We start from the raw sequence: 26,839 nt of genomic DNA, 5'->3' as shown, positions 1-26,839 counted from the left end.
TCCGAGCAAGCGATGTAAATTTCGTCACTGTCAAGAACAGTCACTCCGTCCTTCATCCACGTCCGAGTTGCTTCGTGCAACGGCTCTGTCATTTCGGAACCTCCACTAGTTGGAAGGTTGCTTCGGGGAATTTACCCTCGCCAATGCTCCAACTGCCCGGAATTAGCCGCATGTTCATGATCGGGTTTTTCAATCGGACCACTGAGCCTGTTGTGATGTACGAAGGCAGAAAGGGCTCAATCCTAACCTGCAAGTTTGTTGTAGCTGCTGTCGCATCGGCAGCCACTCGAACGATCAGGTTATAATCGCCATTCGACAACCCTATCAGATCACCCGCTTTCAGCTTTAGTCCGACAACCACAGTTCCGAGGGTAACAGTGTTGCCGTTAATCGCAGTGAGTGTCGGATTGCCAATGATTGCTGGATTGTTAGGATCGCCCCAATAAGCCTGCGGAATGCAAACGTGCTTGGGCGTGTAATGAACCGTCACCTGACCACCACGGCAGCGATCAATGAATGCCTCAAGCCGATTTCGGTCAGCATTGGACATCTTGATGACTTTAGCTGTCCATGTCCAAAAGGGATCACCGTTCTCGATAAAGGCTATCGCCCGCTCGCCAAATTTTGACATGGAGACCGAGCGATTGAGTACAGGGAAAGTCGCTTCATATCGAAGACCCGATGGGAGAAGTTCAGCCATTACTTTGCCATTCCTCTCGAACTAACCTGCCGAAGATCCCTTGCGGTTCTCACGGTGCTTCCCTTTTCATATGTCACGAGACCTTGCTTGACCGATCTCTGTGAAATGCGCTCAACTTCGGCTTGCCAATTGCCGTCGCGATCCATGAAAACACGCACGTCGGCAATTCCGCCCGCTTGCGCTTGCTGTGATGCAGAAGAGGGCCGGAGAATGGGCATTGAGGGCGCACGTAGTGTCGCCATCCCTCCGGTTGCAAGCGCCAAAGACTGCCCATTGTTGATACGTTCAAGCAATGATCTATTCTGCTTGGTCGCTTTGGCGTTAACAACAAACTCACCGTCAGAGAGACGCGCTGGAATACTGTCTGTATGAGGTCCACCGGGGCCACGGATCAATCCACCCGTCGCAGCTTTAACGACACCGCCGTCTTTCTTGCCGACAATCCCAGAAACCAACCCACCAAAGATGCTACCTGATTGACCAAAAATGCCGTCAAAGAGGGATTGAGACAAAATCTCGAGAAGCTTATCGAGAACTTTCCCCAAAGCATCTGCAAATGTCTCAGCTGCCGATTTTCCCGCTATCAAGTCACTGACAACGCCGCCAATCGCATCCCTCTCAGTATCACGCCATTCCTGCGCAGTTTGCTGTATTCTGCCATTTGCCTCATTGAACTTATTGGCTTCTGCGGTAGCTAAAGCCCACTGCTCGGCGGTCTTTGCAATCTCCGCACGCAACGCTGGAGTAATAGCAACGCCGGCCTTCTGCGCGGCATTAATCAGTTCCTGTTCAGTGCGAGCCTTTTCAACCGCAAAGCCATAATCGTCGATCAATGGATTGAGTTGCCGAAGAGCTTCAGTTTCCGCGACAAGTGCTGCTGTGCGGTCGGTGACACGCTGCATGTCCCCGTCAAAACGCTCTGACGGAGTTTTCTTAGTGCGACCCTTTTTCTTATCTTCAGACGGGGTCTGAATGCCCTTGCCATAACCAGATGGCGTTGAAGCAAGAATGGATTCGGCGCGCTTTTTTTGGACTTCTAGATCGCCAACAGCACGACTAAGGATACCTGCCTGTGCTTGAGCTTGGTTGGCAGCGTATTCTAAAGGCGCAAACTCCAAGCCAGTAAATTCTTTGAACGAATTTGCTCGCCCTAAAGCTGAGTAGAAATCTGCGTTGGCCTGCGTCTCGGCCGTCTTTGCCGCCTCCAACTGCAAGCTGATCTGCTTAACCAGCTCAGCCTGGTAGTTGCGTGAAGCCGTGGCCGCGTTATTCAGCGCCGTTTCGTTGCCACGAACTGCCTCAGTGAAGGACTTCGCAGCGCGATCGCCACCATCCATATTATTGTAGAGCAGCAGAACAGCTGCGGCGGCAGCGCCTGCCAGCAAACCGATAGGCCCCAGAGCTGCGGCAAAGCTGGTGACGATTGGCACGCCGGTCCTCATCGCTGTGAGGAACTTCCCCAATGAACCAAGTGCCGTAAGAAGATTTGCAGCCAGTCCGCCGAGAGCTCGACCTGTCAAGGCCGTGATGATGACCGTAGCAAAGGTTGCGGCTACGTCAGCTACTTCCTTGAAGTTGTCGGCGACATATTGGAGGGCAGCCACAAGCTTCGCACTTGCACCGTACGATGCGTCTGCGTTGCCGATGTACGACAGGAATTCATTATTAACCTGAGTGAACGCGTCTTTGATGGTTGCGTTCGTCGCCTTGAACTGCGCTTCAATTGGCTTTTGCGCATTGAGAATGGCTTTGAAAACACGGTCAGAAGTCAGTTTGCCTTCAGCGCCTAACTGCTTAAGCCCCGCGATAGTTGTCTTAAATTCATCCGCGATGGCTTTGGCAATGATCGGAGCATTCTCACGCAGCGAGCGAAGTTCATCGCCCTGCAGAACGCCAGATCCGAGCGCTTGGCCGAGCTGCAGAATGCCGGCCGCTTGCTCCTGAGCAGCCGCACCGCCAGCCTTAAATGCCTTGGAAACGAGATCGGTAGCGAGCGATATTTCGCTTTCAGATTCCGCGACGGCCGAGGCCGATCGGATCAAGCGTGCATAGAGTTCTGTATAATCCTGCAGGCTTGTACGTGCGGCATTAGCGCCTTCTTTGAGCTCATCCAGCGAACGCACCTCAACGCCTGTCGAGGTTGCAGCCGAACGGATAAGGTTGCCTGCGCGCGTCCAATCATCGGCATATGAGGCGATCTCCTTCGCACCGAATGCGACGCCGACACCAGCCAAAGCAGAATTTAGACCGCCAAACGAAATGCGGTTAAAAGCGCTTTCAATATGCTTGGCTGCCTGATCGGATCGTCTTTCAACCTGCGCCATCTTCTGATTGGTGATTCCGACTGCACGATTAAACGAGCGTTCGAAGCCCTTGAGGTCAGCAGCGAGCTGAACTACAAGTTTCTCAAGATCTGTTGCCATTGGGGGCCTTATGAAGAGAATTATTGCAAGCGTCATCGCGCTGTCAGCGCTCACGGCACCGGCATTGTCTCTTGATGATGCAGGGTTTCAGGCGGCAGCTTTGAAGTGCTGGAATACGCCTGTTTCGTTTGACGACGCCGGAAAATTCGAAATGGCAGTTGAAATCGATCAGAAGGGACATCCGATCGACATCACTGCTAAAAGTTACGTACAGAACGGTGTTTCCAGAGGTTTTGGCGAAACTTTGAAGCGGTCAATCATGCGCTGCGCGCCGTATAAGTTTCCTGCCGGCATCTACACTATGACGCTCAACGCCAAAAAAGGCGGCAAATCCCTGAACCCATTCAAGGACTAACACCTCTCCCGTCCATCAGAACTATCGACTTACAGTTGCGACTCTGGCTTTGTAATCACACTGGCTGGGGAACATTGAAAGTGCGAATTGTGCGTCTCACTGTATTCGTAAGTGTATTGTTGGTAACTTGTGGATGGTGGGAACACGGCTATAGCCAACCCAATAATAACGGCGACGCAAACGCAGCCAGCGAGCATTCCGCCGACACAAGCAATGAAGTCTCGCTTCCCGTTCGGATCATCACAACTCCAAGCGACCAAGAAAAATATGACGCGGAAGCAAAGGATCGTGAGGATAGCCGCAACCGTGACGAATCCAATCTGACAGTTCAACGTTCCATCGCAAATAGCTCCGAGCAGGTTGCTCATTATACTTCCCTTCAGGTCTGGATTGCTGGCGCGTCAATATTGTTCGCGCTCTTGACCTTTGTGACCGCAATTGCGGCGGTGGTCTTCGCTAGAAAATCAGCCATCGCGGCTCACGAGGCTGTTGATGTCACTCGACATTTCGGTGAAGCACAAACGCGTGCGTATGTTTATGCTGAGTCAGCAGTGATGAACTGGTTTAGTGAAGGTGCCCAGGCGATTGTTACTGTAGCGAATTGCGGTACCACACCAGCCAAATACTTTTCAGTTCAAGGAACGATTGACGTTAAAGATCCAGGCGATCCCATCGTCATTCCACCTGTTGAAACTGACACGATGTCTCCGGTTTATTCTTCGCTTGGTGTGAACGAGCCCAAAACGGTAGCTATAGAAGGTGAAGGCGTCACCCTTTCCCAGCTATCCAAAGTTACGAATAATTACGTTAGTGTACGAGGTACGATCACCTACGTTACAATTTTTGACGAGACCTTCATCAGCCAATTCTCGTTCATGATGAGACTGAACCCTAAAGACGTTAAAACACTTTCTAAAGCGGCTGGTAGGCTAGATGTGTTTATGAAGGTCGCAGATCAAAGCCTTATTTGAAAGCTTACCCACCCTGCAGCCAATCCCAAAGATCGTCCTTTTCGGATTCTGATAGCTTACCCGGCTCGTCTGGCGTATTTGCTTTGATGTAACCATCAAGCGCAGCCATGTACTGCCACATCGACATTAGCCTGACTTCCTGCGGGCTAAAGCCTATTGCGGCTCCGTTTCCGTAGATGGCGGCAAATCTAAGTTTTCCATTGGGGAGACTATCGATTTCTTCTGACTTGCCGCTTCCTGCTCCCCCACCTTCTCCTCCGGAGCTCCGACGAGACCCGCAGATAGAACTGCTTGCGACAGGGTCAGATTCTCAAGAGGTGGGCGATCGGTCACATATCGACGAATGAGCGTGAGCGCTTTGGTGGGCTCCAAACCTCCGCCGACAAGGCCAAGCCTGATCGTTTCGCTGATATCTTTGATGCGCCAAGAGCGATTGTGCAGACGTTCCAACACTACGTAAGGACCCGCGTCGCATTTCTCCTGAAGTTCTTCAAGCTCGCCCCATGCGAGACGGAACGTGTAAGTTCCGTCTGCAAAGTCGAGCGACACAGATGCGTCGCGGCTCATTACGGTGTGACCGGCGTAGACGTGCGCACCATAACGCCGTCGGACTGCAGGCTAACGTTGTTCGTCGCGCGCTGGCCGTTGGTTGCGCCAACCTCCATGCTTTCAACGTGCATGAACCCAGTCCATGTAATCGTCTTCAATGGGAATTCCCATTCGACCTTCACAGGCACTGAATCGATGCTGTCAACGGCTTCAAGCCATGCGTCGACGCTTTCGGCGGCCAGCACGCCTTCGCCACTGACGCTCATCGACAGGCTGGTTGCGTCACGTCCAACCCAATCAACTAGGTCAGGGTTCTCGCAGTCCGGAATATTGACCTCTTCGAGGCCCTTTGTGATTGTAATTGAGCGCTGCGTGAATCCGCATGGATTGGTGTACACAATCGGAGTCGCGTCATTGCCGAGCAAGACGCGGATCTTCCCCGATTTAATCGTGGTTGCTTGGGCCATATTGGTCCTCGTGATTTGGTGGTGGTGAGATCCGGCAGCGCGAGTTACGGCGTCTCGATGACGGCCGTGTATTGAATCGACGCCTGATTCATGCCGGGAGCGCGAATGTAGTCAGTCCGCCAATAATCGAAGGTGACTAGTGCGTTCACCGTGAGCGGCGGCTCCCATCGTTTAAGCGCTTTGGTTACAGCGTCAGCGATTTGTCGAACCTGTTTCTGACTTGGCAGAGACGACCAGCAATTAATTTGAAAAGTAACGTCTACCGCATCGGTGCAGTCGACGCTCTCATCATTTGCTGATGCATCGCCAAATGAAACATATGGATAGGTCGCGGCCGGTATATTGCCATTAGGATCGGCGGGAGGATTGTCATAGACTTTGTCAGCGCCGATTAGCGTTGTAAGCGCAGCATTCTGCGATAACCGCGCATAGATCGCGGTTTGAAGTTCCCATACAGGATCCATTCCTTAATACCCCGCTGCAGCTTTTTTGGCGGCTCGTGTGACTGCGGATCTGATGCGGCGTTTCGTGCCTTTTTTCTTGGCGCGCCAGCTCACGTAAAAGAATGGTTGCTTTCCCTGTCCGGGATTGCTGGTACCGGCGAACATTCCCCGGTTCGTGAAACGCGTAGTGCCAAACTCAACCCAGCGAGCGTAGTAGGCTTCTTTGTTGCCAGCATAGATCGTGATCGTCGTGTCATCTCCGACAACGGAATCCACAGAAGCAATTGTAATGCTGCCTGGAGGCGCCTTGCCCCATGTCCAGCCAATGCTGTCATGAAGCACCATATCGTCAACGGGAACAAGATTGCGCATCATATCGCAAATCTCTTCCGCGCTTCTTTCCATGGCTTTTCGAATGAGATCCTGGGCTATTTGAGGCAAAAGCTTAAGCTTGCGATTTAACTGCGTGAGACCCGTAGTCTTTGTTGCCATCAGCCACCGCCCTGCACAACAGTGCGCATTTCGATGTACTGATTAACCTCGTCGGGGTTCGCACAAGACTGGATCTCGTAAAGGATGCCAGTTCGCTTGTTTCTCGCGCGCCATGACGGAGTAACGCCTCGTGTTCGTGGTTCGCTTCTGACAACGAGCGTATACGGCTGGATGCCCTGCGTGCGGGCCGCAATGTCGGTTTCAGAACCAAGGCGAGGTTGTAAACGAGCAGAAGTTTCGAACTTGTCTACCCACTCTTGGCTAGTGCCACCGCCTTCGTCCCGCACCGCTTCACGCTGTTGAAAGACGACGATGTTGTTGAGCGCACCTGCGCCTTTACGTGTCACCATCCTTCTCACCTTTTTTCGGGGTTTTCAGCTGCAAAGCCTTTTTGGCTTCAACCGCTGCAGTCGCGCACGGTGTAGTCACAAGGCCGGACCAGCCAGCCTTATAAGCAAGCGTGACTTGCGGGAGTGGCTTCCAGTCGAAGTCTTCGGAGAAGCGGACGTGGGGCATATTTTCCTCCTTCGCTCGACAGCAAAGAACGAGTCTGATCGTATGGCGGCAAAGACTGGAGAAGCGCGGTTAGAGCAAAAATCAAACGCCAATCAGCCGCGCGTGTGTATCGATGATTGCAGAGCAAAACGAAATTTTTGATGAGTTTCAGATTTCCTTGCTTGTCAGAAAGCATGGATGGTCAAATCTTGTTCTTAGCTTGCCGAACAGCACACATACTTCAGTTGTAACCGACGTATTTTCCGACATCGTCAACAATATTCTTACGTGCTGCGAAGCAGTCATCGACAATCATCAACATACTCAGCCGTTTTACGATGAGCCGGGTGGATCAGTCTGGAGATTGAATCCAGATCCAGTCATGAGGCATCTGGTACGCGTCAGGATTTTTGATCTGCCGAACAAAGCAGGTGAATTCTCTGAGTCCGAACTAGCTAAGCCAGTCGTCGATTTACTAACAAAAAGGAAGCACTTGCTTCTCAACTTTATGATGGAGTTATTGAGAACCAAGCTGCTGTATGCGGATGCGTCATTTTACAAAGACCGGCAGGCCTTTCCGCATGATCGTTTTGAGACTGTTTGGAACAAATGGGCAAAAGCCAATATTGGCTGCCCATTTTCTCTGCCGCGCTGAATATTTAGTCCCGCCAAACTCGGTACGCTGAAAGCAGTGCACGAACATGCCGTGGTAGCACTGCGTCTCCGCTCGCGCTCATGTCAGGCTCGCGATTTTCGTAAAGGTCTGCACCGACAAGCAGAATGGCCGCCGAAATAGCGGCATTAATGACGATGCCGTCAGCAAGTGACGGCGTTTGACCCGCCGCTACGACCTCGCGATCGAGGTATTCAGTGACCACATTTTCTGCGGCGACGAGATAAAGCGTCAGCTCGTCGTCTTCGTCGTCGTGAAAAACACGAAGGTGACGCTTGAATACAGTAAGATCAATCAGAGCCATCGCCCCCACCTTCAGGTGGTACTTCCGGCTCCGGTTCGGGCTGAGGATTTGGGATAACGACCCCGGCGCCGATGTAGCTGGCTACCCGCCTCTTACGCGTCTTTGTCGATACTGCCATCTAATTTCGCCTTCTGCTTAGGCTTGGTGCCATTTTCTGGCGCGCCGCCGTCCGCTTCCTTAGTCGCATCTGTCTTGCCAGCCAAAGACACAAGGCCCTGTGCTTCCAGCTGTCGAGCTTCGCCAGCTTCAACTTCGAAAGACGGGCTCTTGCGAGTTTTTAGATCTTTGCCGAGAGCAAAAGTCTTTAGGGCTTTAACTTCTAGAAAATCAGTCATGTTCTCTCCAATCTGGAAAAGGGGCGCTGAAGCTCCCCGTCCCCCATTAAGCGCCTTCGACGTCGCCGGTTACGAACGACTCTGGACGATAGACGGCGAATGCCAGTCGCTCTTCCGCGCGGATCGTGAACATGTTCTTTTCGAAGTCGTCGACGTTCTCGCTCGACAGCAACACTTCGATATCGAGACGATCGAAGATCTGTGCAGCGAAGCTGAACGCACCAGTGAGGAATTCACCTGCAGCCATAGCCTGAGTGGAAACCACTGGCAGGTTCCAGAGAGTTGGCGTCAACGATCCCTGCGGATTGCCGATGATGTAATTCCCGCCAAGATCCTTGGTCAGCTCGATCTTTGCCCAATCGATTGGATTGAGGACAAATGCCGTTGCCGGGTATTCAGCGAGTACGACCTGAAGGATCGCAAGGCGCAGTCGGTCAATGCCGGTTTCATTCTCTGCGGCGAACGCCGGATTGAACGCAGTTGCCTGCGGAACCAGACCGTGAATGTTCTGGCCAGTACCAGAGCCATTGAGCAGCTGATTTTCTTCGGCAAAGCGCAGACCGTAACGAGCACGGCCATCGATATAGGAACGAAGAGCCGGAGCATCATCCAGGATCTGGCGCGAAGCCTTGAACAGATGAGCAATCGTACGAACCGGCGCAGAAGTCATATCGAACGTCAGGTCCGAATATGGCTTTGCAGTCGTTTCAGCGACAGGAGCCGCATTGTTCGTGTAGCCGGTTTCCTTCACGTACTCGATAGAGCTAGAAGAAGTCTGACCCGGAAGCACGAGATCGCGGATCGTCAGAGTACGCTCTGGCAGACCAAAGATGCCCGGCACGCGTGCACCCGGAACGAGCGAAGTGCCCTGACTGCGACCAGCACCGACCGTGGTGTTGGCCGAAGTAATTGCAGCACGGTCAGCCGTTACCTTGATCGAACCGCGAGACGAACCCGTCAGCATGCCCGCTTTGTAGTCGGCAGAGTCGATAACCAGATCGCCAAGCGACTTCTGTTCGTTCGCGCCTTCTTCCTTTTCGCGAGCGGCACGCTTTTCGAGGTCGCCGAGACGCGTGGTCATGTCGCCGAGTTCAGAAAGTGCCTTGTCGGTCTTTTCCTTGAGCTCAGCCGAAACCTCGCCGTTAGCAGCAAGTTTCGACGTAAAGTCTACAGCGAGATTGCCGACCTGTTCTTTAATGGAGGCAAGCGAAGTACCAAGCTCGCCGATCTTATCGGCAAGTACATTATCAGCCATGTGTGGCTCCTTAAATTTTGATGAGTGGTGTGTTTGCTTCGGCCAAAAGCCGGTTTAGGGCTGCCAAAGCAGCAGCATCCGTCTCGACGTCAGGAGCCCCCTGACCTTCCTTGAGGTAGAGCCGAGCGGCCCGCTCTGCCTCAGAATTCGATAGGTTTAGAAGACCCTTCAAACCATTCTCGAATTCGCGTTTGGTAATCTGTTCGCCCGTTGCCATTTTCGAGGCAAGAAGCGTGGCTGCATCGGCCTTCGCGGCATTTGATGCTTTCACCCTGCGCACATACGCTGGCTCAGTTTCGGCCCCGAAGCGTGCCAGTGTCTCGTCGAGCGTTGCGACACGGTCCGCCATACCCAGCTCGATGAGCTTTTCTGAGTAGAAAACTCTGCCCTGACCGAAGTCAGCTTCCACACGGGCTTTTGTGATACCGCGACCATCGGCAACGCTTGTTAGGAAGCGTTCATATGAGCGATTAACGCTGTCCTGAATATACGCCAGCGTTTCCTTGCCGAGCGGCTCGGTTTCGTTGCCCTCGACTTTGTGCTTGCCCGCCGAAATATATGTCCGCTTGACGCCTGCCTTATCCAAGGCAGCAGAAATGTCATCATGCGCGGTGTAGACACCGATCGAACCAGCTCGGCCCGAAGGCGTAACAACGATTTCGTCAGCGGACGATGCCAACCAGTATGCGGCACTTGCGGCAAGACTGTTGACATGCGCGATGATCGGCTTTTCGCCACCGCGTAGCTTGCGGATCTCGGTGGCCAGCTCATCGGTGCCAGGTACAGAACCGCCTGGGCTATCAACGTCAAGCACGACGGCCTTAACATCGTCATTCGACAGCGCCTTGTGGAGCTGCCGCTTGATGCCGGCATATGAAGTGCCTCCGCTCATTGCAGAAAACATGTCCATACGGTCAGAGAGAACCCCGTAAACAGGAATAACTGCAACCTTACCGTCGGTTTCCGCAATTTCTTTCGCCCGAGCATCAGAAACAGCAGCAGCAAAATCAGACGTCACAAACTTATCACCAGCCGCACGAGCTGCGATAATATCCGCAAGAACTGCCAGTTTTTCGCGCTGAATCGCCCACGGCTCAGCCTCAAAGGCCGTCAAAATGTGTTCGAATTTCATAAAGTATCCTTAAGCAGCGCGCGTGTCCGGCGCGTCATCGAGCGATGGTCCGCCGTTGTGGCCGATGCCGTGCAAAGGTTGCATTGTCCCGTTTACGATGAGCTCGTCACCGCCAGGCATTTCAGCCTTGTTTTCATAGGATCGAGCTTCATTCGGCGTATAAATGCCGTTATTGACCATCTTCTGCAGGAAGTCAGCGCGAGCTTGGCTATCGCCTCTCAGCAAGCCTTCCATATTGAACTTCACGACAGTCGTTTTGCGGGTCTTTGCGTCTAGCAAATCGCGATAAACGGCCGATTCAATGCTGCGCAGCAACGGGGTGAGGCAGGTCTTAGTAAACTGTAGGATAAGTTGCTCAATCCCGCTGCCCCACGTCGTTGTCCCATTTGATGCATGGCCAATCATGACAGGGGGCACGCCGAAGATGCGGCAGATCTGCTCAACGCTAAACTGTCGAGTTTCTAGCATTTGTGCGTCTTGAGGATTGATCGTTAGCTGCTGGTATTTAAGCCCAGCTTCCAGAACAGCAATCTTGCCGGCCTTTTCAGACCCGGCAAACTGGCCAAGAACTTCACCAAGCTGTTTACGCTGTTCTGATTTCAGGATCTGGTCAGATGAAAGAACGCCGGCAACCTGCATACCGTTGGCAAACATTTTGCCCGCAGTCTTCTCACCCGCAAGCGCGTTGCCGACAGTGTTCCTGACAACACCAATTGGCGAAAGACCGCGATCACAGCCGGGAATTACCATGCCACGAACGTGAAACATCTTGTCTTCGCTGATACGACGAATGGTGCCTGACTTGCCCTTAGAGGTTTCAGTCACTTCGTAGTATCGATTGTTCCGATCGTCACGGCAGACCTTAACGGCGAGCGGATGAAATGGATTCAACGCTGTAAGGCGACCGCCGTTCATCTTCTTTTCTGCAAAGAAGTTACCGTCCAGACAAAGGCACATGGCCACCATTGCCCAAAAATCAGACGCTGTGTCGTCGAGATTTGGCATATCGTGAAGCAGCTCATAGAGAACGTTTTCACGATCGATTGTTACGCCGTCGTCCTTGAAAACGTTGCATGGCAGCGTTTTTACAGAGTTCGCTACGAGATTTACACAGGCCCAAACAGCATCAAGCTCAAGAGCCTTTTCGTAATTGACTGTTTCACCTGACGTCGTTCCAAGGCCGAAGAAACCCCGCCAGAACTCGCCGTCGGTGAGCTTGATGGGCTTTCCGACCCATCTATCAATGAAGCCCATATTCGCTCCGTCGTGAGTTAGGCGATGACGACCATGTTATTGATGAAGTCATCTAGGTTTTCTTCCGGCTCAATCGGAGTGTCCATCGCAGCACCAATAGCCATCGCCAAAGCTACTGCCGCATCGATGCGCACCGAAGCTTTCGTTTTGACAAACCATCGATTTTCTTGTGGGTCGTGATCGAACGTGGCGCCCATGAGCGCTGTCATCAACACCGGGTTTCGCCGTAAACGAATGCGCCCGTCGATGATCATATCTTCCAGCGCCAGGACAGAACCCGGCATCCACAAGCCTTGCGGTGCGGGAAGACCTGCAGCTTTTGCCGCTTCAACCTTGGCTGGTTCAGGCTTAGCCCTGACCTTACCGCCCTGCGGGTGCGCAACGTGATCGACTTCAATGCCGAGCGCATCCACCTCTTCGCGAAACTTGTCGTAAGCGTAGCGGTCGTAAGCAATGGCTTTTATTTCAAACTGCTGATCAAGCTGCTGGAGGCGTGCTGCAACAAAGTCATATCGGACACGTTTGCCGGGCGTGGCATTGAGCCAGCCTTGCTGCACCCAAAGCTCATATGGCGCTTTGTCGGCCTGCGCTCTCGCTTGCAGCGTTTCCTGTGGCGTCCAAGCCTCAACCCAAGCGTCAAAGGTCGGCAGACTGACGGTAGCACCGTCTTCGCGTTCCAACTCCATGAAGCCAGTAGGCACCACGCAGGCAAGAACAGTCATATCCTTGCTGCCCGAAAGGTCGACACCCATGAAAACCGGCTTGTCAGCATGATCTTCTTCGGGTTCGAAGTCGTCCATGACGCTTTCGACAGTCTCGCGTGGCATCCATGCCTTATCGGCGTCCGTCCAGCAGCAAAAGTGCAGGCGCAGAATGCCATTTAGCTTGCCCGGCATTTGTTTGGCCTGAGCAACAACCCCTGCAAGATATTCGTGCGTCAGGATCACACCGAGAAGTGGATTAGCTTTTTTCCAGCAAGTCGGATCGTTCAGAGGATCATCGCCCTTATCAAGCGCACAAACCCATGCAAACGTCGTGTCGTCGATGACTTCACCGACGTAGTTAAACACCTCGTCTGGCGTCTGCGTCCCGGCTGCAACCCGAACTGCGTGTTCGTGCTCTTCCCAGCAAATGCTGTTCTTGTCGCTTCCAGAGTTTGTAATCATCAAAAGCAGCGGCTGGCGACGAAACTTGAAGCCACGCTCCAACATTTCCATCGTCGATCGGTCTGGATGCTCGTGCACCTCATCGCAAAGCGCGAAATGGGGACGCGGTCCAGAACCCGACTTGCCTGAATCCTTTGAGATCGGACGGAAGAAAGACTGCGATTTGTGGTGCGCGATGTTGAACTCGCGCCCGATACCACCACTGAACTTGACACGCTGCATCAGTGCAGGCGCGGCACGCGCCATTTTCACAGCGTCCTGGAATAGAATTCCGGCCTGCTCCTTCTTGGCAGCGGCTGCATAAATCTGTGCGCCAGCTTCCTTGTCTGCGATCAGTCCGAATAGACCGACACCGCCGGCGAATGGAGATTTACCGTTACCCTTACCTTCTTCGATGTAAGCACGACGAAAACGACGGGAACCGTCCTCACGCTTCCAACCGAACAGCGAACCGAGCTTGAAGGCTTGCGATGCATGTAGTTTAAATGGCTTGCCTTCGAACTGGCCTTCTGAGAGCTTCAGGCGCTCTTCGAAGAAGCGAAACACACGATCCGCTTCCTCGTCGTCAAACCAGAGCCCGCGCTCATGACCTGTAGCCAAATCGTCGAAATGACGCTGGCAAGCGTTCCGAACGTGCGGGCCTGCTATCTCAGTACGATCAAGGACAGCTTGCGCGTAAGCGCTCACACGCTCCAGCGCAGGCATATCAGTCAAGCAAATCGTCCTTCTCGTCGCCGTCGTCGCCAGTCGCAACTTTCGATGCATCAGCCGGAGTTGCGCCCATCTGGCCAAGCATCTGACGCAGCAAGTTCATCGCCTGCACGCCAACTTCTTGCCCAGCCATGATGCGGCCCTGAATATTGGCCGCCATACCGACCAAAGTGCGATGTGACTGGTTCAGCCACGGCAGCTCTTTTTCAAACAGCTTCCATGCAGCCTTGGCTTTAAGCTCCGGAGTATCCTTCAACCATGCGGGAGGATTGCCGAGCGGGCCATCAGCCTTCGCTTCGGTACGGTTTTTAAAGCGCTGCGGGTTTTTCTTATCGCTTGCCTCGACTGCCGCCTTGGCGCGAGGCGTTCTTGGCCTCGCCATGGCATAAATCCTTTACAGGGGTCATATTTTGAATTGTGGATGCGTGCGCTGTGGACCCTCGCCGTTCCGGCGTTTTCGACCTTCGTCGACTTTTTGATGCCCCGGGGGTCAGACCGGCCATCCATCGGCCCCGAAGGTCACGATGTCCTGACCTCGCTCCAAACGCTGCTTGGTTCGGTCGTGGCACGTCTTGCAAAGTGACTGGAGGTTGCCAGCATCCCAGAAGAGGAACTCGTCGCCCTTATGAGCGATGACATGGTCGCAAACTGTCGCTGGTTCCACATCACCGACCTGTAAACAGAACATGCAGAGCGGTTGCTCGGTCAGCTGTCGCTCGCGCATTCGTTGCCAACGGGCAGTCTTATAAAGGCGGAGCCATGTGCGTTGTGTCATGGTGTGAAACCAAACATAGAGATCCGGCAAAAAGCAGGGGACTTATCAATGAGCAGTTTCAATTGACAAATACGTTTAGATCGCGCGCCGATGCTTGCAGGTAATCTATACTCATTCCAAACAAAACGGCCTGAACTGTCGAATTATCGTACGGGCGCAAGGCATAGGTGCTAGGCTTAAATTAGAGCAAAATGACCTGAACGGATATCTGTGCAGGTTTGGAACAATCCGCTCTGAACAAGAAAGTTTCCGTCATGGCAAAAGGCCAAGTACGCAGTAATCGTGAAGTGCGCAAACCGAAGAAGGATAAATCAGCATCTGCTGAGAAATCTGCAAGCAAAACAGGAGGTGGCTTCACCACCCAAATCAAAGATACCGAGAAGCAAAAGAAATAATTTAAAGCTCTTGCACAATACTGCCGGATACGAACTTGAGGTAGGCGTTTACCGCCTGCCTTTTCTCAAATGAAAACGCCCCGACAAGCCGATTCAAAGGATTTTTTGTGGCCGCATTTCACATCACTCTAAGCTGGATCGCCCCTTTTTATAAGCGCGGACTTAGGTTTGCTTGCTAGTTTGGTGATTATGTATACCATTGTATGATGAAAATTTCGGCGAAGAACGCCTATCAGCTCGTTCTAACTGCCGTGTACGTCGATGGAACCCTTTTAGAACCATTTACGGCTCGTGATTTACGTCGAATTATACCAGGTTGGAATTACACCGATTATTTCGGCTTTCTAGCTTACAACAGTGATTACAACTTACCCTTAGAAGTTGCGCTTTTTATCCGAGTAGAGAGAGGATCTTATTCCCTCAACAACTATTCAGTTCAGACCTTTTGATAATTTTCCCGTAGTTTACGACGAAGCTTTGCCGGTCTCGTTTTGGATGATCTGCAACCGCAAAGGCGATTTCGCGGGCCACGCCCTAGAACAGATCAATTGGTTGCAGGAGCCGGACTTGCACCGGCGTTCTTCTGGGTATGAACCAGATGAGATGCTGCTTCTCTATCCTGCTATGAATGGCGGAAGGTGTAGGATTTGAACCTACGGGACGTTGCCGCCCGACGAGTTAGCAACCCGCTACATTAAGCCGCTCTGCCAACCTTCCTTTTATTGATCGGCGGGGAGCCCACAGGAATGAGCTCAACCCGCCGTATCCCGTCTGCCGGAGGAGAAACGGCGCCGGGGATCTGAATTGATTGGCAAGCGCAATGCAGGCGTGCACTGCCTATGTCTGCGAGCCCATGACTGCAGGGGATTGCGCTTGCTTGTCAGATTGACGACAGCGCAGGCGACGCATGGCAAAGCCAGTGGGGTCGGCATGCTTTCTACTCTCGTTGGGTAGTTACCCCACACTCAGAGGCTGCACTTGATGCAGCATAGCGCAGGGTCCGTGGCCGGAAATGTTTGGGGTCGCAATGTTTCCATCTCGACCCCTTCACATCTAAGAACCATAACTATGCGGAATATGGACCTAAGCAGAAAATCTTTTTATATTTTCTTGGAGGTTATCATTCGCGGCTGTCAGAGCCTTCCGTCCACCCCTCCGTCTCGAATATTCTGGCTTGAAGCCCAAAGATATTCCTAACCCTTCGTAGTTCCTCACCTTCCCATGTGCCGCCGTATCCATTGCCGTTCTATCCCTCTCAGATAGCGCCTCGATGGCTTGGGCCCATATCTCGCGATCTACCAGCGCAGTAGAAACATCCTGCCAACCCATTGAACCCGATTCACCGGTTGTCGTTTTCTTCATTCCGAGAAAGCTGTCACCAATGCGGTTGCCTGCATTGGGCAGACCGGGCGGACATTTAATTACTGGCGGCAGCTCTGGCGTGTTTGCGTACGCCTTTGCGAGATCCTTTTTCGCCTCGTCATGCGTTTGGTACGAGCGCTTTGTCTTTTTTCCTGATGGAATACGCTCTCGGCGCTTCAATTCGAACGCAGCTAGAAAGTAGCTATTACTTGCTGCAACTTCAGACGGGTTTTCATCTCCACCGAGCGTTCTGCTCTCCTGTTCGCGGCATCCAAGCATTGCACCAGCTGGCATACGATGTTTAGTGGCGATTACCTCGCCACCTGGTCCGTATTTATGCCCTGCCTCAACTTGCGTACCATCGCTAAATTTCAGCCGACCTATACGAACGATCTGACCTAGATCATTGCGCTCGATGTCCTCACTGTCGACATTTCGCATGATTTCCTCAACGGTCGGAAGTATCTGGATGCGTCGCTCTGTATGCATTTGTGCCAGCACTTCAGGCTCATTGTCATTCGCGGGTAAGACATTCCAGTTTGTTGAAACGGGTATGATTTCGCTTTCAGGCCGGTTTTTGTAAGCCATCAAAGCAGCCATGGCTCCGGCAAGGGACTTGTGCCTGCTCATGCCGCCTTCCTGACTGCTACCGTCGAATTGTCATTTGCTGCGGAAGGATAAAGGCGCTCTTGTTCATGCCACCACGACAAACCTTGCTCCGCTCTCCAAGAGAAGTATTCTTTCAATTTACCAGACCACAATGCGGAACCGTAACGGGAAGCGTCTTCTGATGTCAGTTTTTTGGCTTCATTCGCGTCGTTCTCGACAGGCGATATTTCTGCAAGTACCCGCCTCAACAAAGAATTTGGGGCCATGGTGTGCCGTTCTACCGTGACCGGTGATCCAAGGTGTCTCTTCCTTAAAGCCATTCCGCACAACTTTGACCAATAGAAGCCTTCAGGGATGATTTTGTTTGTTAATGCATTGCTCATAAAATTCTCCTCGTGTTTGGTTCGTCACGCGGCTTGGTATGTCGCGCTTTCACTCAGCCAGCCTTTAACCAGCCTCACGGCCTGCTCCGCTGCATCTTCTTCGGTCACCGCCCTGACGACCACGATGGGAAAGCCAAGAGCTTCAAGTAACGGATGACGGCTTATCTGGCTTGGTTCGAGCTTGGCCTTGCCGACCTTGTTTTCAATCTGCCGCAGTACACCTCCGTAGAGATAGATCCGGACGTCTGCTTCTCCTGGCGTCAGTCCTGCAGCTAATGCCTCTGCTCTCGCCTTGGTGCCGCGCTTGGCTGCGTTCTGATCACCCGCCAGCGTGAATGTACCCGGTCGAACGTCTTTCGCTGTGTGAATGTATTCTGGTAATCTGCGTAATGCCCGGACCTGCGCAGCTTGCAGTTCCCATTCCAGAGGCAAGGCAGCTTTTGTCGTCACCTTGCCATCGCGTGTCGTGATGATCGTCCGGACGCCATTAATGCGCACGGTCTGGGTTGTGGCTTTTGTCTTTGCTGCAGGTTTGGAAATAGACGCGCCTTTCAGCGCACTTCTTCGTGTCATGGTCTCTCCTCGTGTTCATGGTGCGTCAGCTTGGTTGGCTGACAATTCACATCATGGTGGGGGTGACAGGTCGGTCAAGCGTCAACCGGCATAATTTCAACAAACCTCAAATCAGGTTGTATTTTTCAATCAGGAAATTTTCTCAAAAGTGCGTAGTTCTCAAACGCATAGAACTACGCGCTGCGCGCTTTGTGCGTAAGTTTCTATATAAGAACTCTTACGCACTAAAAGCAGCGTGCTTTTGCGCAAGTCTTTTTAGGTTTTTTGAGACTTACGCAGTATGACTTACGCAAACTTTTAGTTGTATTTGTATTGTGACAGCAGGTTGCATTTTAAGCTGCAATTTCTGACAATGGACCGTTATCGTTGTGAGCAGTCCGCTCCATTTCGAACCAGAATGTTGGTTTAGGGACCGACTCATATGGCTCGAATCCTTGAGAGCGAAGCCATGACACTTGTCGAGAATTGAAAGATGGCAAGCGATAGTCTCGACATGCAATCAGCATATGCTTGTAATCGCGCCAATCTTCGAGCGATTTTGCCCCTTTTTCGCTGTTACACGGTTTGCATGATGGAACAAGGTTCTTAAGCGCATGGGTGCCGCCTCTGGCTTGTGGAACCAAGTGCTCAACGTCAAATACGCCATCAAGATTGACGCCACAGTAATAGCATTTCCCGTTAGTTTTCGCCTTAACGGCTGGTGCAACCATCTGTCGAATAGACGCCCAGCTTAAACCATTCATACTCATAGACTCTCCAATAATCAGAATGTTACATAGTGAACGTTCAGTAAAAGCAAAAAGCGGAGCCGAAGCCCCGCTTGCCTTTTTCTTGCTTCTTCACATCGCTCGAACAAACGTCGTCGCCCTGCGTTGAACAGGGTCGCGGTCTTCCACCTTCATTAGGAAGCCTTCGGCGAACAGCGCCTTGGTGATCATGCCGACACGCTTCTTATCTGTCTCCTCGTCAACGTCTAGCTGCAGTGCATATGCAACGGCACGCCCTACCCATTCCTTGGCCTGCGGCGCCGGTTTGTACATGCCGCCGTTCACAACGCCACGGATTGCGTCGCGTTCGTCTTCGGTGAGTGTTTCAGCGACTTCCTCGCTTGTCGGCCATGCCCACGAGGTCACGACCGGTGCGTGGTCCTGTGGCTTGGTCAGGCCCTGCCCGTTCCCCAGCGCGACACTTTCCAGCTTCCGCCAGTCAGCCTTGTGCGAAAGCGCCGACAAGTTCGACTTGCCATACACCACGCTGAAATATGAAAACCGCGCTTCGTGTGTAAGGCCAGCCTCACTGGCTTGCGCTTCTGACATACGGTTAAGCACGCGCACCGAGCGTGCCGCACCGATCAGGGACACAGCGCCGCGAGCATCTTCAACCGTAGCTTCACGATCGCTCACCTTACGCAGATGGTGCACAATATCGATTGAGCAGTTCGTCCGGTCAGCGACCTGCGCCCAAAGCTTGGCTACCTTATCGATTGCGCCATTGTCGTTTTCATTGACCTGGTGCGTCGATACGAACGGGTCAACAATCATCACGTCAATGCCAAGCTCAGAGATCGTTTCAACTACGGCTTCAACGACCGGCTCCTGAATGCGCACGCCTTTCTTGTCATCGATCGCAATGACCAATTCCTGCTCGCGGCCCGTGTCCAGAAACAGATGCCCAACGATATCCGCTGGCTTCAGATTGAAGTGAATACACGCGGCCATGATGCGGCGCTCAAGCTCGTCGCGCGGATCTTCGGCATTGAATAACCAGACCTTAAGACGCTTCGGCGGCTTCGTGCCATTGAGCGCTTTACCCGACGCCATGGCCAGCGCTTCGACGATGCTGTTGGCAGTTTTGCCGAGACCTCCCGGGGCAACCGTCACTGAAACATACTTGCGAATGAAGTGCTTACCAAACGCAAACTCGCGCCGTGGAAGCGTCGCCGGGTCTTTCCAGACAAAAGGCGTTGCAATGATTGCACGTTTGCTTTCAGTAGGTTGTTCCGGTTCGTTTATAGATGAATCAAAGTCCGTGACTGGCTCTGCAACGATGTCTGTGCGCGCCTCCGCTTTCGCCAAGCCATTGGCAATCATGCGGCTGATATCGACCAGACGCGTGTTGTCGTTATCATTCTGCGGCACGCTACGTGGGCTGCGCGCACCGGCAGCAAGGCCGTTGTCGATGGTCTTGACGCAGCGCGGCCAATCTCGGCCCCAGCCTCGTGCCACATCTTGCAGCAGAGCGCGCGCCTCGGATTCAGCCAGAGCGCCTGCACCGACGAAAGTGCCCAAACGGAACGCTGCGTCATTCAGCCGGTTGTTGCGGTTGCCCATCGGTTCAAGCGCAAGATCGTCCAACTCGGATTGAACTGCACGCTCGACATAACGGTCATTGATCTTGCCGCTAACAGACGGCGCCGCAGTGTATGTGCTCTCGTACGAGCGTGGCAGCACCAGCTCCAGCAACCAGTCTGGCGCGTCGACCGGCTCTTGTTCTGATATCCAGCGATAAGGCAGGCCAACCTCCGGCACGCTCCCGGCCGCAATGACATAACCGCCGTCACCGCGCACGTCGACGCCGGAGCCAAGAGCGCCGCGGTTGCGAACGCCCTGACGGTGACGAAAGAAGTAGTGACGGCCGCCGCTCGTGGTTTCTGCTGTCAGGGTTGCAGGCAGATCGCCGTGTGTTAATTCAAGGGCTGCAAGCGTTTCGTCGCCACCATGTTTCGGATCAATATCGAGTACCCACGCGCCAATAGGTGCACCGGTTGGCACGCCGATCATAGCGGAAGGATTGCGGCGCCAGTATTCGCGAACGATGCGCTCATTCAGCGTCGCGCCACGGAACCCGTTGCTTGTGAGCGGGGTCTTGGTGGCGAGGATCTCAATGCAGCCGTCCTGATCGACATATTCATCGTCGCGATGCCGGCATGGAAATACGGGCCAGTTCTGCGCCTGGTACGACAGCGCGACGTCGAGCATTGGGTCAGCATCATTGACCAAAGGTTGCGCTGCATTAACCATAGCTGTACTCATTGTTTTCAATTGATTCGTTCCTTGAAAGGACTCGCATGAGCAGATCGACATTAACGGGTGGACGGTACATCGGTGGACGCTACAAGACATCGAACGGAGTAAACGACACTTGGTCAGTGTTTGATCAGAAAGCTCAAAAACTAGTCGAGATGGGATCTAGGCAGGCGGTAGGTCTGAACTACCGCGATGCCAAGGAACTTAGCGACCTTCTCAACACGCTCGAGGCAAAGCGTCAGGCTTCCTGATTTCGTTGTCGTTCGCGGCGACTAACTCTGTTTCGAGATACGCTTCGATGAAGGCTTGCGCGGCGGGCGCAACGATTGCATTGCCGTAACCGCGCAATCGTCCCACTCCGGCGGCAGCCCCATGAGCCAGCGGGAATGTGCCGGGTTCAACTGGCCGCCACTTTCCATCCCGGCAAAAGAGCCAGTCAGCATCTGACCAGAGGCCGTTAGTCGGGCGGGGCCGAAGAACGGTTCGTTCGCCTTCTCGTAACTCGGACGGTTCGTTGCGTTGCCCGCGGTCATGGCTTGCACGATGTCCCCGAGCGTAGCCATGCTGCTTGTTGGTGTCGGCCATCCTGAGAATTTCGCTTCGTGTTCCAATGACGCCGTGTGTTTCTTCCCGTCGATCGTCCTGCCCGTCGCGTCCATCTTCTCCGTTGACATGCTGCGTCCGCCGTTCGGAGTGCACGGGGTTTTCCAGCACGCCACCGCCCCCGCATGGTTCAAAGTAATGTTCGGAGTTGTGAAACCCCGGTGACGGCTGCCCAGCGCATCCGTTGTTGTTGTTGTCGTAGGCCAACCCGTCAACCAAGCCACACGGCCCAACAAGGCATTCAAGGGTACGTTCACGTTCGGGTTGGCCCCGTCCTTTTGATCGCGCGTTGTCGGTGTAGGCCACCCAATAAAGTCTTTGTCTGATGTGCGGCGCACCGAAGCCCGCAGCGCAGGTATCGACCGCCCCGCTGGTGTAACCCGATCCTTCCAGGTCAGCTTGTACAAGGTCGAGCCAGCCAAGTCCGTCCTTGCTCGCAACCTGCTCGCCAAAGACCACTGCAGGTCGGCAGTTTTGAATAAGCCAGTGGAAGTGCGGCCATAAGTGCCGCTCGTCAGCAAACCCATCTCCTTTGCCTGCCGCGCTGAAAGGCTGGCAGGGGCAAGAACCTGTCCAGACAGGACGGTCGTCGGGCCATCCTGCTCGGCGCAATGCGTAGGACCAGACGCCGATCCCGGCAAAGAAGTGGCATTGTGTGTATCCGACGAGGTCGGCAGGTCGAATATCGACAATTGAACGCTCATCAACATCTCCCGGAGCTATGTGCCCCGCTTTGATTAGCTCGCGCAGCCAAGCGGCAGCTTTCGGATCAAATTCATTGTAGTAGGCGGTCATGCGCCTGCCTCTTGCTTAAGCATGTTCGGTTTGGGTAAAAACACGATATGTTTCACTCCACTTGTGAGGGGGCTAATGGACGGAAATAAATGGGCAGCCAGTGCAGCGCTAATCGCAGCAGTTGCATCAGCATATTCAGCGTATCAGTCAGGATCCGCTGCTAGAGAGTCAGCTATTGCAGCAGCGGATTCAAATAAGCAGGTGGCGGCATTACAGAAAGCCACAACGGATCGTCAGTCGGACATAGAGATGGTTAAGCTTGCTCTGAATATTCTTGGTGGAGAGATAAGTGATAAAACCCAAGAGAGTCGCAGATTTGCTGTGTCCATTCTCCGAAAATATTCAGGCGTTGAAATCGATGGTGTCACGGGATCAACTTGGGCAGAGGTAGGAACGGTATCATTTGCTGAAAAGAGGATTGGATTATCCTCCGCTCTTGCGAATGATCCAGATATTGCCAAAATTCAAAGAATATCTGATGCCATCATAGCTGGGATGCTTACCGAAAAGCTTAAAAAGCTGAATAGTGAGCAACCGTCACATTCCAAAGATGGACCTAACTAGAACGGCGCCTCCTTCAAAGCTTCCCGCATCCCTCGCCCGCAGCCCTCCCATGCGGCTTTCACCAGCATGCGTGCTTCCAGCTCGTCGCACTCAGCAAGGTCGGTTTTCTGTATGGACTGCAAAAATTCCCCAACCGCCTCAACGCCGGTATCAAGAGCGCGCAGTTCGTAAGGGTCCATCCTGCGGCGCGATCGAATATGCTCAGCAATGTCTGCGCATTCCTTGCATAGCCAGCGGATGGGTTCTTTGTGTTCCTGGACGCCGAGTCCAACGGCGTGACGGAAGCAGACGTGGCAGATGTCGTCAGGCTGCATTTGCAGCCCCGACGTTGTCGTTATCTCCAAAGAGGCTAGGAACCTCGCCAACAGCTGCGGCGTCACCTAGATTTTTCACGGCTTGTTTGAAGTAGTTGGGATTTAATTCTGTGCCGATAAAGCGGCGCTTATTCTGCAGAGCAACGTATCCTTCAGACCCAATTCCCATAAACGGCGAAAAAACGGTGTCGCCTGCATTTGACCACATACGCAATGCGCGTTTTGTGATGTTTAGAGGCATGGGGCAAAGGTGTTTTTCGTCCTTGTCTGATCTGGCAACCTTAACATTCAGAACATCAGTCTCGGGCAAATCTTGCTTGCTAAAGTTCCATACTGGCGACGCATGATCCTGCCAGTCCGTAACTGGAAAACTCTCTTTGGTGTGGGTTACGGGCTTAACTTCTTCGCCATCCTTCGCCCACTTCCGAAAAACAAGCAAATACTCAGGCATACCCATTCGACTAAACGTGCTGTCAGCGCGAAGTGTTTTCCAAAGAAGCCCATGAGCTTTGGTTTTTTGCATTTCCCGCACTGGATCGCGCCAGATTGTGATCCGCGAATGAAAATCCCACCCTTCTTCAATATGGAGGCGGGTACAGTCATCCGAAAAAGGACGCAAACCTGCTGTGCCACGTTCACTGCTATTCTGGTAATAGACTAGGTCTTTGACGTGGATTGCAGTGAGGCGTCCCGGCCGGGTCACGCGAAGTTTTTCGCGCACCAAGTAGCGGTATTGCTCAAAGAACTCATCGTCCGTCGCACAGTTTCCCATGTCTGCTACGCTCTCCGAATAGATGTAGAGCGAAGAGAACGGTGGGGAGTAAACACTGAAATCTATCGACGCATCAGGCAGACCCTGTGTGAATGGCACGCAATCTGCATTGTAAGCCGCCCATTTTTCGCCGGCTGCTTGGTCTAGGACATAGGTCATGCTGAAGCTCCCTTCACCCAATCGGGCAAGTTTACAGGCGTGGTTGGCTGATAGTTGATTTTGACTTGGCGTTTCTGATGAGCTCGACGCATCGCTGCGTACATCTCGCTCTTCATTTGCTCGTGATCGCCGCTCTTACGATTGATTGTGTCCCAGATCGCTCGTTCGGTATCTGCTAGCGCAATGTGCACATGAACTGGGCGTTTCTGCCCAAATCTGTAGCAGCGACGCACTGACTGGTAATATGCCTCGTAGCTGAACGATAGCCCGACAAATGCCATTCGGGCGCAGTGCTGCCAGTTCAATCCAAAACCGGCGATTGACGGCTTACTGACGATTACGCGGATATTCCCTTCGCTGAAACCAACCAATCGATCTTCTTTAACCTTGTCAGTCATCGATCCTCGAACCTCAACCGCATCGGGGATACGGCTAGTCAAAGCATCAGCTTCATAATCGGTGTCGCACCACACAACCCAAGGCTCAGAGCGCTCTGAATTCACCTGCTCGGCAATTGCCTCGGCTCGTGCGTTGGCAGTTAGGCGCTTTTCCTTGTGAATGGCTGTAGCGCTCGTATCCGGAATTCGAAACAGCATTTCTCCCGCGTCGACACTCAGGTCGGCCCTGATCTCGTGTCGAAATGTTTCCAAAGGTGGGAGTCCGAAACCTTCGTCGGAATAACCGATATCTGATGGCTTTGAAATGCATCTGGCCCAACTCGCAACCCAACTCCAGTACGGTTTTACGGCGTGTCCCTTGAGACGATAGCGGCCCATATTCGTTTGATCGGCGATAAACCACCGAGTTAGCATCTCGTTGGAATTCATCACGCCCAAGAACTGCGAATGCTGGCCCAACTCCATATGGTCATTCGGCGCCGGCGTTGCGGTGCATGCCAAACGAAATGGTGTGTCTTTCCACATCGCAATCATTTTGCGGGTTGTCTGGCCACTGAAATTCTTGATGATGCTGGACTCATCAAGCACCACACCCGCAAACTCGCTAGGGTCGAAATGATCGATTTTGGCGTAGTTAGTGACGTTGATGCCCGGTCCAACATCGTCTTGCGAACGAACAACTCGCGCGTCTTCGTATCCGAATTTCTGCGCCTCTCGAACGTGCTGCGGCGCAACAGCGAGCGGCGCCAGCATCAAAACGGGCTTTCCGATCTGCTCTGAAACTACTCTCGCCCATTCTAATGCGACAAAGCTTTTCCCAAGCCCGGTATCCAGAAACGCAGCACCCCCGCCTACACCAAGTAGAAACTTGGTTACGTCACGCTGATAAGCAAACATGCCTTCATGCAATGACGGAATAGACGAAAGCCCGCGCAGTGGGGCGTCGGCGCTTTTACGCGCCAACAACTCTGCATAAGACATATTCTCTCCTCGTGTGTGGTAACCCGCCAGTTGGTGGCTGGCGTGGTGTGTGATAGACTTAATTTTTAGTTAGGAGTTGCCATGACTAAAGAATTGAAGACCGCTGATGAATTGGTAGAAATTATCAAATCGAGATTGATCGCGCTGGGTTTCGACGTTGACGTCAGGATTGTGACGCAAGACGATGGTTGGAGCGCTATCCCTGCAATTTCAGCGGCCTCGAGAGAGTTTCTTCACAAATTCGAAGAAGTTCGCGACCATTATCGCGCCCAATACGATCTTAAAGTCTAAAGACCGGTACCCTCACCGCGCCACCCTTTCCTCTCGCACATTAAAGCCCGGCACCTGACGCATACCGGCGCGTACGGTCTCCTCGGCCATTGCCTGCACAACAGCTTTGAAACGCTCCGGCGCACGGCCATATGCCCAATCCAAAGCCACGCCTTCATCAACCAGATCGCAATGCCATACCGAGCGCAGGCCAGTACCAGTCGTTGCTGCCTTGTCTCCGCGCTTAGCCCAACGGTCAGCCTGTTTGGCTTCCTTGACCAGTTCCTCTGCCTGCTCGCGCGCTTCCAGATTGCCAGCACTCTCCTGTATGGCTTTCTGCGCCTCCCGGATTACGCGGTCGGCTTCCTCGCGCGCTGCCTTGGCAGCAGCTTCCTTTTCAGCGGCAACCTTATTGCGCCATGGTGTCAGGAGCCCCTGCAACACTTCCTTGCCAAGCACGACCTTGCCCTTGCCTGACGTCTTGGTGTTGCCGATCAGCTTATTGTAACGCGCCTGGATTTCAGCCTTAGCGTCATCGTGCGGCTTGGCTTCAGTCTTGCGAGCGGTATCAGCACGGTTGCCAGCATCGTGGATCTTATCGTGCAACTCAGTCACAGCGTCTGCCAACGCCTGATTGTCGATCGCTTCGCCGTCCGCGAAGTTCTTCGCCTCGTCGAACAGGTCTTCGATTTCCTGCTTGATCTCTTCATACAGGGAAGTCGGCGGGTTGTTGTGGCCTGCCTGCGCTGTGGTTCTGGCGTTGTACGGATCGTATGTTTCAGTGTCAGGATTTTTCATTTGTGCTCCTCGTGTGGTTGGCTGGTGAGGCCAGTAATACTCATTGTGGTGGGGGCGTCATTCGACGCAATAGGAATCTAAAGTAAATGTAACTTTACTTGCATGCCTTTGATGTTACGTTTGAATTGCGTATCGGCTTCCGGGTGGGGGCGCCGTACGCAGTCGCTCTGACAGCCCTCGCTGCAGGGCGACTTTTTTGGTTGCTGCACTAACAATTTGCAACTGCAACAAACTGTCATTTCCGAATTCAGCGCTCGTACTTATTTAATGTCGGCATCCTGTTCGCAGGACGGCACCCGTATCGCGCTACCCAAGCCCCCCCGCCCAAGCGCGATAC

At 53.2% G+C, this 26,839-nt stretch carries 34 protein-coding genes and 2 tRNA genes; 7 read left to right on the top strand and 29 right to left on the bottom strand.

Annotated features, from left to right (window positions below; genetic code table 11):
* Nucleotides 1-88: 88 nt before the first annotated feature.
* Together CEV34_RS22755 and CEV34_RS22750 are read right to left on the bottom strand one after the other, a co-directional pair.
* A complete protein-coding gene (locus CEV34_RS22755) occupies nucleotides 89-700 on the bottom strand; it encodes a hypothetical protein (RefSeq protein WP_007877951.1) in 612 nt (203 codons plus the stop codon).
* Nucleotides 700-3,123: a tape measure protein gene (locus CEV34_RS22750; protein WP_094544641.1), complete on the bottom strand. Its 2,424-nt coding sequence runs from the start codon at nucleotides 3,121-3,123 to the stop codon at nucleotides 700-702. Before CEV34_RS22750 ends, CEV34_RS22755 begins: the two co-directional genes overlap by 1 nt.
* 10 nt (nucleotides 3,124-3,133) lie before the next feature.
* Here CEV34_RS22750 and CEV34_RS22745 point away from each other — a divergent pair, with 10 nt between their 5' ends.
* On the top strand, nucleotides 3,134-3,478 hold the full coding sequence (locus CEV34_RS22745; RefSeq protein ID WP_094544640.1) for a hypothetical protein: 345 nt from the start codon (nucleotides 3,134-3,136) through the stop codon (nucleotides 3,476-3,478).
* A gap of 80 nt (nucleotides 3,479-3,558) precedes the next feature.
* A complete protein-coding gene (locus CEV34_RS22740; protein ID WP_094544639.1) occupies nucleotides 3,559-4,449 on the top strand; it encodes a hypothetical protein in 891 nt (296 codons plus the stop codon).
* A 4-nt stretch (nucleotides 4,450-4,453) separates the two neighbouring features.
* Here CEV34_RS22740 and CEV34_RS27610 read toward each other — a convergent pair whose 3' ends face one another.
* The 7 genes from CEV34_RS27610 to CEV34_RS22710 are packed head-to-tail and all read right to left on the bottom strand — an operon-like array spanning nucleotide 4,454 to nucleotide 6,916.
* Nucleotides 4,454-4,576, bottom strand: coding sequence for a hypothetical protein (locus CEV34_RS27610; RefSeq protein WP_268877860.1), 123 nt, complete (start codon nucleotides 4,574-4,576; stop codon nucleotides 4,454-4,456).
* Nucleotides 4,577-4,602: 26 nt separating this feature from the next.
* Nucleotides 4,603-5,016, bottom strand: a complete 414-nt coding sequence (locus CEV34_RS22735; protein ID WP_094544638.1) for a gene transfer agent family protein — start codon at nucleotides 5,014-5,016, stop codon at nucleotides 4,603-4,605.
* Nucleotides 5,016-5,465: a phage tail tube protein gene (locus tag CEV34_RS22730; protein ID WP_094544637.1), complete on the bottom strand. Its 450-nt coding sequence runs from the start codon at nucleotides 5,463-5,465 to the stop codon at nucleotides 5,016-5,018. Before CEV34_RS22730 ends, CEV34_RS22735 begins: the two co-directional genes overlap by 1 nt.
* Before the next feature lie 44 nt (nucleotides 5,466-5,509).
* Nucleotides 5,510-5,929, bottom strand: a complete 420-nt coding sequence (locus tag CEV34_RS22725; RefSeq protein WP_094544636.1) for a DUF3168 domain-containing protein — start codon at nucleotides 5,927-5,929, stop codon at nucleotides 5,510-5,512.
* Nucleotides 5,930-5,932: 3 nt separating this feature from the next.
* Entirely contained in the window at nucleotides 5,933-6,400 is a 468-nt protein-coding gene (locus CEV34_RS22720; RefSeq protein WP_094544635.1) for an HK97 gp10 family phage protein, read from the bottom strand.
* A complete protein-coding gene (locus tag CEV34_RS22715; RefSeq protein ID WP_094544634.1) occupies nucleotides 6,400-6,750 on the bottom strand; it encodes a head-tail adaptor protein in 351 nt (116 codons plus the stop codon). Before CEV34_RS22715 ends, CEV34_RS22720 begins: the two co-directional genes overlap by 1 nt.
* Nucleotides 6,737-6,916, bottom strand: coding sequence for a hypothetical protein (locus CEV34_RS22710; RefSeq protein WP_094544633.1), 180 nt, complete (start codon nucleotides 6,914-6,916; stop codon nucleotides 6,737-6,739). The genes CEV34_RS22715 and CEV34_RS22710 overlap by 14 nt, the downstream gene beginning before the upstream one ends.
* Nucleotides 6,917-7,028: 112 nt before the next feature.
* Between CEV34_RS22710 and CEV34_RS22705 the strand changes: the two genes are divergently transcribed.
* Nucleotides 7,029-7,550: a hypothetical protein gene (locus tag CEV34_RS22705; protein WP_094544632.1), complete on the top strand. Its 522-nt coding sequence runs from the start codon at nucleotides 7,029-7,031 to the stop codon at nucleotides 7,548-7,550.
* 4 nt (nucleotides 7,551-7,554) lie between these two features.
* Here CEV34_RS22705 and CEV34_RS22700 read toward each other — a convergent pair whose 3' ends face one another.
* From CEV34_RS22700 to CEV34_RS22665, 8 genes are all read right to left on the bottom strand, one after another.
* The gene (locus tag CEV34_RS22700) at nucleotides 7,555-7,872 is read right to left on the bottom strand and encodes a head-tail connector protein (RefSeq protein ID WP_094544631.1); all 318 of its coding nucleotides are present in this window, start codon (nucleotides 7,870-7,872) and stop codon (nucleotides 7,555-7,557) included.
* A gap of 92 nt (nucleotides 7,873-7,964) precedes the next feature.
* A complete protein-coding gene (locus tag CEV34_RS22695; protein ID WP_094544630.1) occupies nucleotides 7,965-8,207 on the bottom strand; it encodes a hypothetical protein in 243 nt (80 codons plus the stop codon).
* A gap of 46 nt (nucleotides 8,208-8,253) precedes the next feature.
* Nucleotides 8,254-9,462: a phage major capsid protein gene (locus CEV34_RS22690; RefSeq protein ID WP_094544629.1), complete on the bottom strand. Its 1,209-nt coding sequence runs from the start codon at nucleotides 9,460-9,462 to the stop codon at nucleotides 8,254-8,256.
* A 10-nt stretch (nucleotides 9,463-9,472) separates the two neighbouring features.
* Nucleotides 9,473-10,594 (bottom strand): S49 family peptidase, encoded by a 1,122-nt coding sequence (locus tag CEV34_RS22685; RefSeq protein WP_094544628.1) that lies wholly within the window; start codon nucleotides 10,592-10,594, stop codon nucleotides 9,473-9,475.
* Between the two features lie 9 nt (nucleotides 10,595-10,603).
* Complete coding sequence (locus CEV34_RS22680; RefSeq protein WP_094544627.1) at nucleotides 10,604-11,848, bottom strand: phage portal protein; 1,245 nt, start codon at nucleotides 11,846-11,848, stop codon at nucleotides 10,604-10,606.
* A gap of 17 nt (nucleotides 11,849-11,865) precedes the next feature.
* Nucleotides 11,866-13,719, bottom strand: coding sequence for a terminase large subunit (locus tag CEV34_RS22675; RefSeq protein ID WP_094544626.1), 1,854 nt, complete (start codon nucleotides 13,717-13,719; stop codon nucleotides 11,866-11,868).
* 1 nt (nucleotide 13,720) lies between these two features.
* A complete protein-coding gene (locus CEV34_RS22670; protein ID WP_094544625.1) occupies nucleotides 13,721-14,107 on the bottom strand; it encodes a hypothetical protein in 387 nt (128 codons plus the stop codon).
* Nucleotides 14,108-14,215: 108 nt separating this feature from the next.
* Nucleotides 14,216-14,500 (bottom strand): HNH endonuclease, encoded by a 285-nt coding sequence (locus CEV34_RS22665; RefSeq protein ID WP_094544624.1) that lies wholly within the window; start codon nucleotides 14,498-14,500, stop codon nucleotides 14,216-14,218.
* Between the two features lie 254 nt (nucleotides 14,501-14,754).
* Here CEV34_RS22665 and CEV34_RS27155 point away from each other — a divergent pair, with 254 nt between their 5' ends.
* The gene (locus CEV34_RS27155) at nucleotides 14,755-14,895 is read left to right on the top strand and encodes a hypothetical protein (protein WP_170289491.1); all 141 of its coding nucleotides are present in this window, start codon (nucleotides 14,755-14,757) and stop codon (nucleotides 14,893-14,895) included.
* A gap of 549 nt (nucleotides 14,896-15,444) precedes the next feature.
* Here CEV34_RS27155 and CEV34_RS22655 read toward each other — a convergent pair.
* From CEV34_RS22655 to CEV34_RS22625, 7 genes are all read right to left on the bottom strand, one after another.
* Nucleotides 15,445-15,519 (bottom strand) — tRNA-Met (locus CEV34_RS22655).
* Nucleotides 15,520-15,524: 5 nt separating this feature from the next.
* Nucleotides 15,525-15,612 (bottom strand) — tRNA-Ser (locus CEV34_RS22650).
* Between the two features lie 366 nt (nucleotides 15,613-15,978).
* Nucleotides 15,979-16,887: a hypothetical protein gene (locus CEV34_RS22645; protein WP_094544623.1), complete on the bottom strand. Its 909-nt coding sequence runs from the start codon at nucleotides 16,885-16,887 to the stop codon at nucleotides 15,979-15,981.
* Complete coding sequence (locus CEV34_RS22640) at nucleotides 16,884-17,249, bottom strand: hypothetical protein (RefSeq protein WP_094544622.1); 366 nt, start codon at nucleotides 17,247-17,249, stop codon at nucleotides 16,884-16,886. Before CEV34_RS22640 ends, CEV34_RS22645 begins: the two co-directional genes overlap by 4 nt.
* A gap of 24 nt (nucleotides 17,250-17,273) precedes the next feature.
* Nucleotides 17,274-17,822 (bottom strand): oxidoreductase, encoded by a 549-nt coding sequence (locus CEV34_RS22635; protein WP_094544621.1) that lies wholly within the window; start codon nucleotides 17,820-17,822, stop codon nucleotides 17,274-17,276.
* Between the two features lie 332 nt (nucleotides 17,823-18,154).
* The gene (locus CEV34_RS22630) at nucleotides 18,155-18,571 is read right to left on the bottom strand and encodes an HNH endonuclease (protein ID WP_094544620.1); all 417 of its coding nucleotides are present in this window, start codon (nucleotides 18,569-18,571) and stop codon (nucleotides 18,155-18,157) included.
* Nucleotides 18,572-18,661: 90 nt separating this feature from the next.
* Entirely contained in the window at nucleotides 18,662-20,842 is a 2,181-nt protein-coding gene (locus CEV34_RS22625; RefSeq protein ID WP_235819159.1) for a bifunctional DNA primase/polymerase, read from the bottom strand.
* Between the two features lie 47 nt (nucleotides 20,843-20,889).
* On the opposite strand from CEV34_RS22625, the gene CEV34_RS26870 reads away from it, so the two are divergent.
* A complete protein-coding gene (locus CEV34_RS26870) occupies nucleotides 20,890-21,099 on the top strand; it encodes a hypothetical protein (RefSeq protein WP_024898821.1) in 210 nt (69 codons plus the stop codon).
* Here CEV34_RS26870 and CEV34_RS27500 read toward each other — a convergent pair.
* Nucleotides 21,065-22,246, bottom strand: coding sequence for a DNA cytosine methyltransferase (locus tag CEV34_RS27500; protein WP_094544619.1), 1,182 nt, complete (start codon nucleotides 22,244-22,246; stop codon nucleotides 21,065-21,067). The two genes, CEV34_RS26870 and CEV34_RS27500, sit on opposite strands and share 35 nt — an antisense overlap.
* A 75-nt stretch (nucleotides 22,247-22,321) precedes the next feature.
* On the opposite strand from CEV34_RS27500, the gene CEV34_RS22615 reads away from it, so the two are divergent.
* On the top strand, nucleotides 22,322-22,810 hold the full coding sequence (locus CEV34_RS22615) for a hypothetical protein (protein ID WP_094544618.1): 489 nt from the start codon (nucleotides 22,322-22,324) through the stop codon (nucleotides 22,808-22,810).
* Here CEV34_RS22615 and CEV34_RS22610 read toward each other — a convergent pair.
* From CEV34_RS22610 to CEV34_RS22600, 3 genes are read right to left on the bottom strand one after another with little or no spacing between them, the layout of a single operon-like run.
* Nucleotides 22,807-23,124, bottom strand: coding sequence for a DUF6511 domain-containing protein (locus CEV34_RS22610; RefSeq protein WP_094544617.1), 318 nt, complete (start codon nucleotides 23,122-23,124; stop codon nucleotides 22,807-22,809). The genes CEV34_RS22615 and CEV34_RS22610 overlap by 4 nt on opposite strands.
* Nucleotides 23,114-24,055, bottom strand: coding sequence for a DNA-methyltransferase (locus tag CEV34_RS22605; RefSeq protein ID WP_094544616.1), 942 nt, complete (start codon nucleotides 24,053-24,055; stop codon nucleotides 23,114-23,116). Before CEV34_RS22605 ends, CEV34_RS22610 begins: the two co-directional genes overlap by 11 nt.
* On the bottom strand, nucleotides 24,052-25,434 hold the full coding sequence (locus tag CEV34_RS22600; protein ID WP_094544615.1) for a helicase-related protein: 1,383 nt from the start codon (nucleotides 25,432-25,434) through the stop codon (nucleotides 24,052-24,054). Before CEV34_RS22600 ends, CEV34_RS22605 begins: the two co-directional genes overlap by 4 nt.
* 81 nt (nucleotides 25,435-25,515) lie before the next feature.
* Here CEV34_RS22600 and CEV34_RS22595 point away from each other — a divergent pair, with 81 nt between their 5' ends.
* The gene (locus tag CEV34_RS22595) at nucleotides 25,516-25,725 is read left to right on the top strand and encodes a hypothetical protein (protein WP_094544614.1); all 210 of its coding nucleotides are present in this window, start codon (nucleotides 25,516-25,518) and stop codon (nucleotides 25,723-25,725) included.
* Nucleotides 25,726-25,737: 12 nt separating this feature from the next.
* Here CEV34_RS22595 and CEV34_RS22590 read toward each other — a convergent pair whose 3' ends face one another.
* Complete coding sequence (locus CEV34_RS22590; protein WP_094544613.1) at nucleotides 25,738-26,502, bottom strand: hypothetical protein; 765 nt, start codon at nucleotides 26,500-26,502, stop codon at nucleotides 25,738-25,740.
* Between the last annotated feature and the right edge of the window lie 337 nt (nucleotides 26,503-26,839).

The organism is Brucella pseudogrignonensis, from assembly GCF_002252525.1.
GTDB classification, from domain to species: Bacteria; Pseudomonadota; Alphaproteobacteria; order Rhizobiales; family Rhizobiaceae; genus Brucella; species Brucella pseudogrignonensis.
The sequence above is the reverse complement of the archived record's forward strand: the minus strand, read 5'-3'. Positions and strand labels throughout refer to the sequence as shown.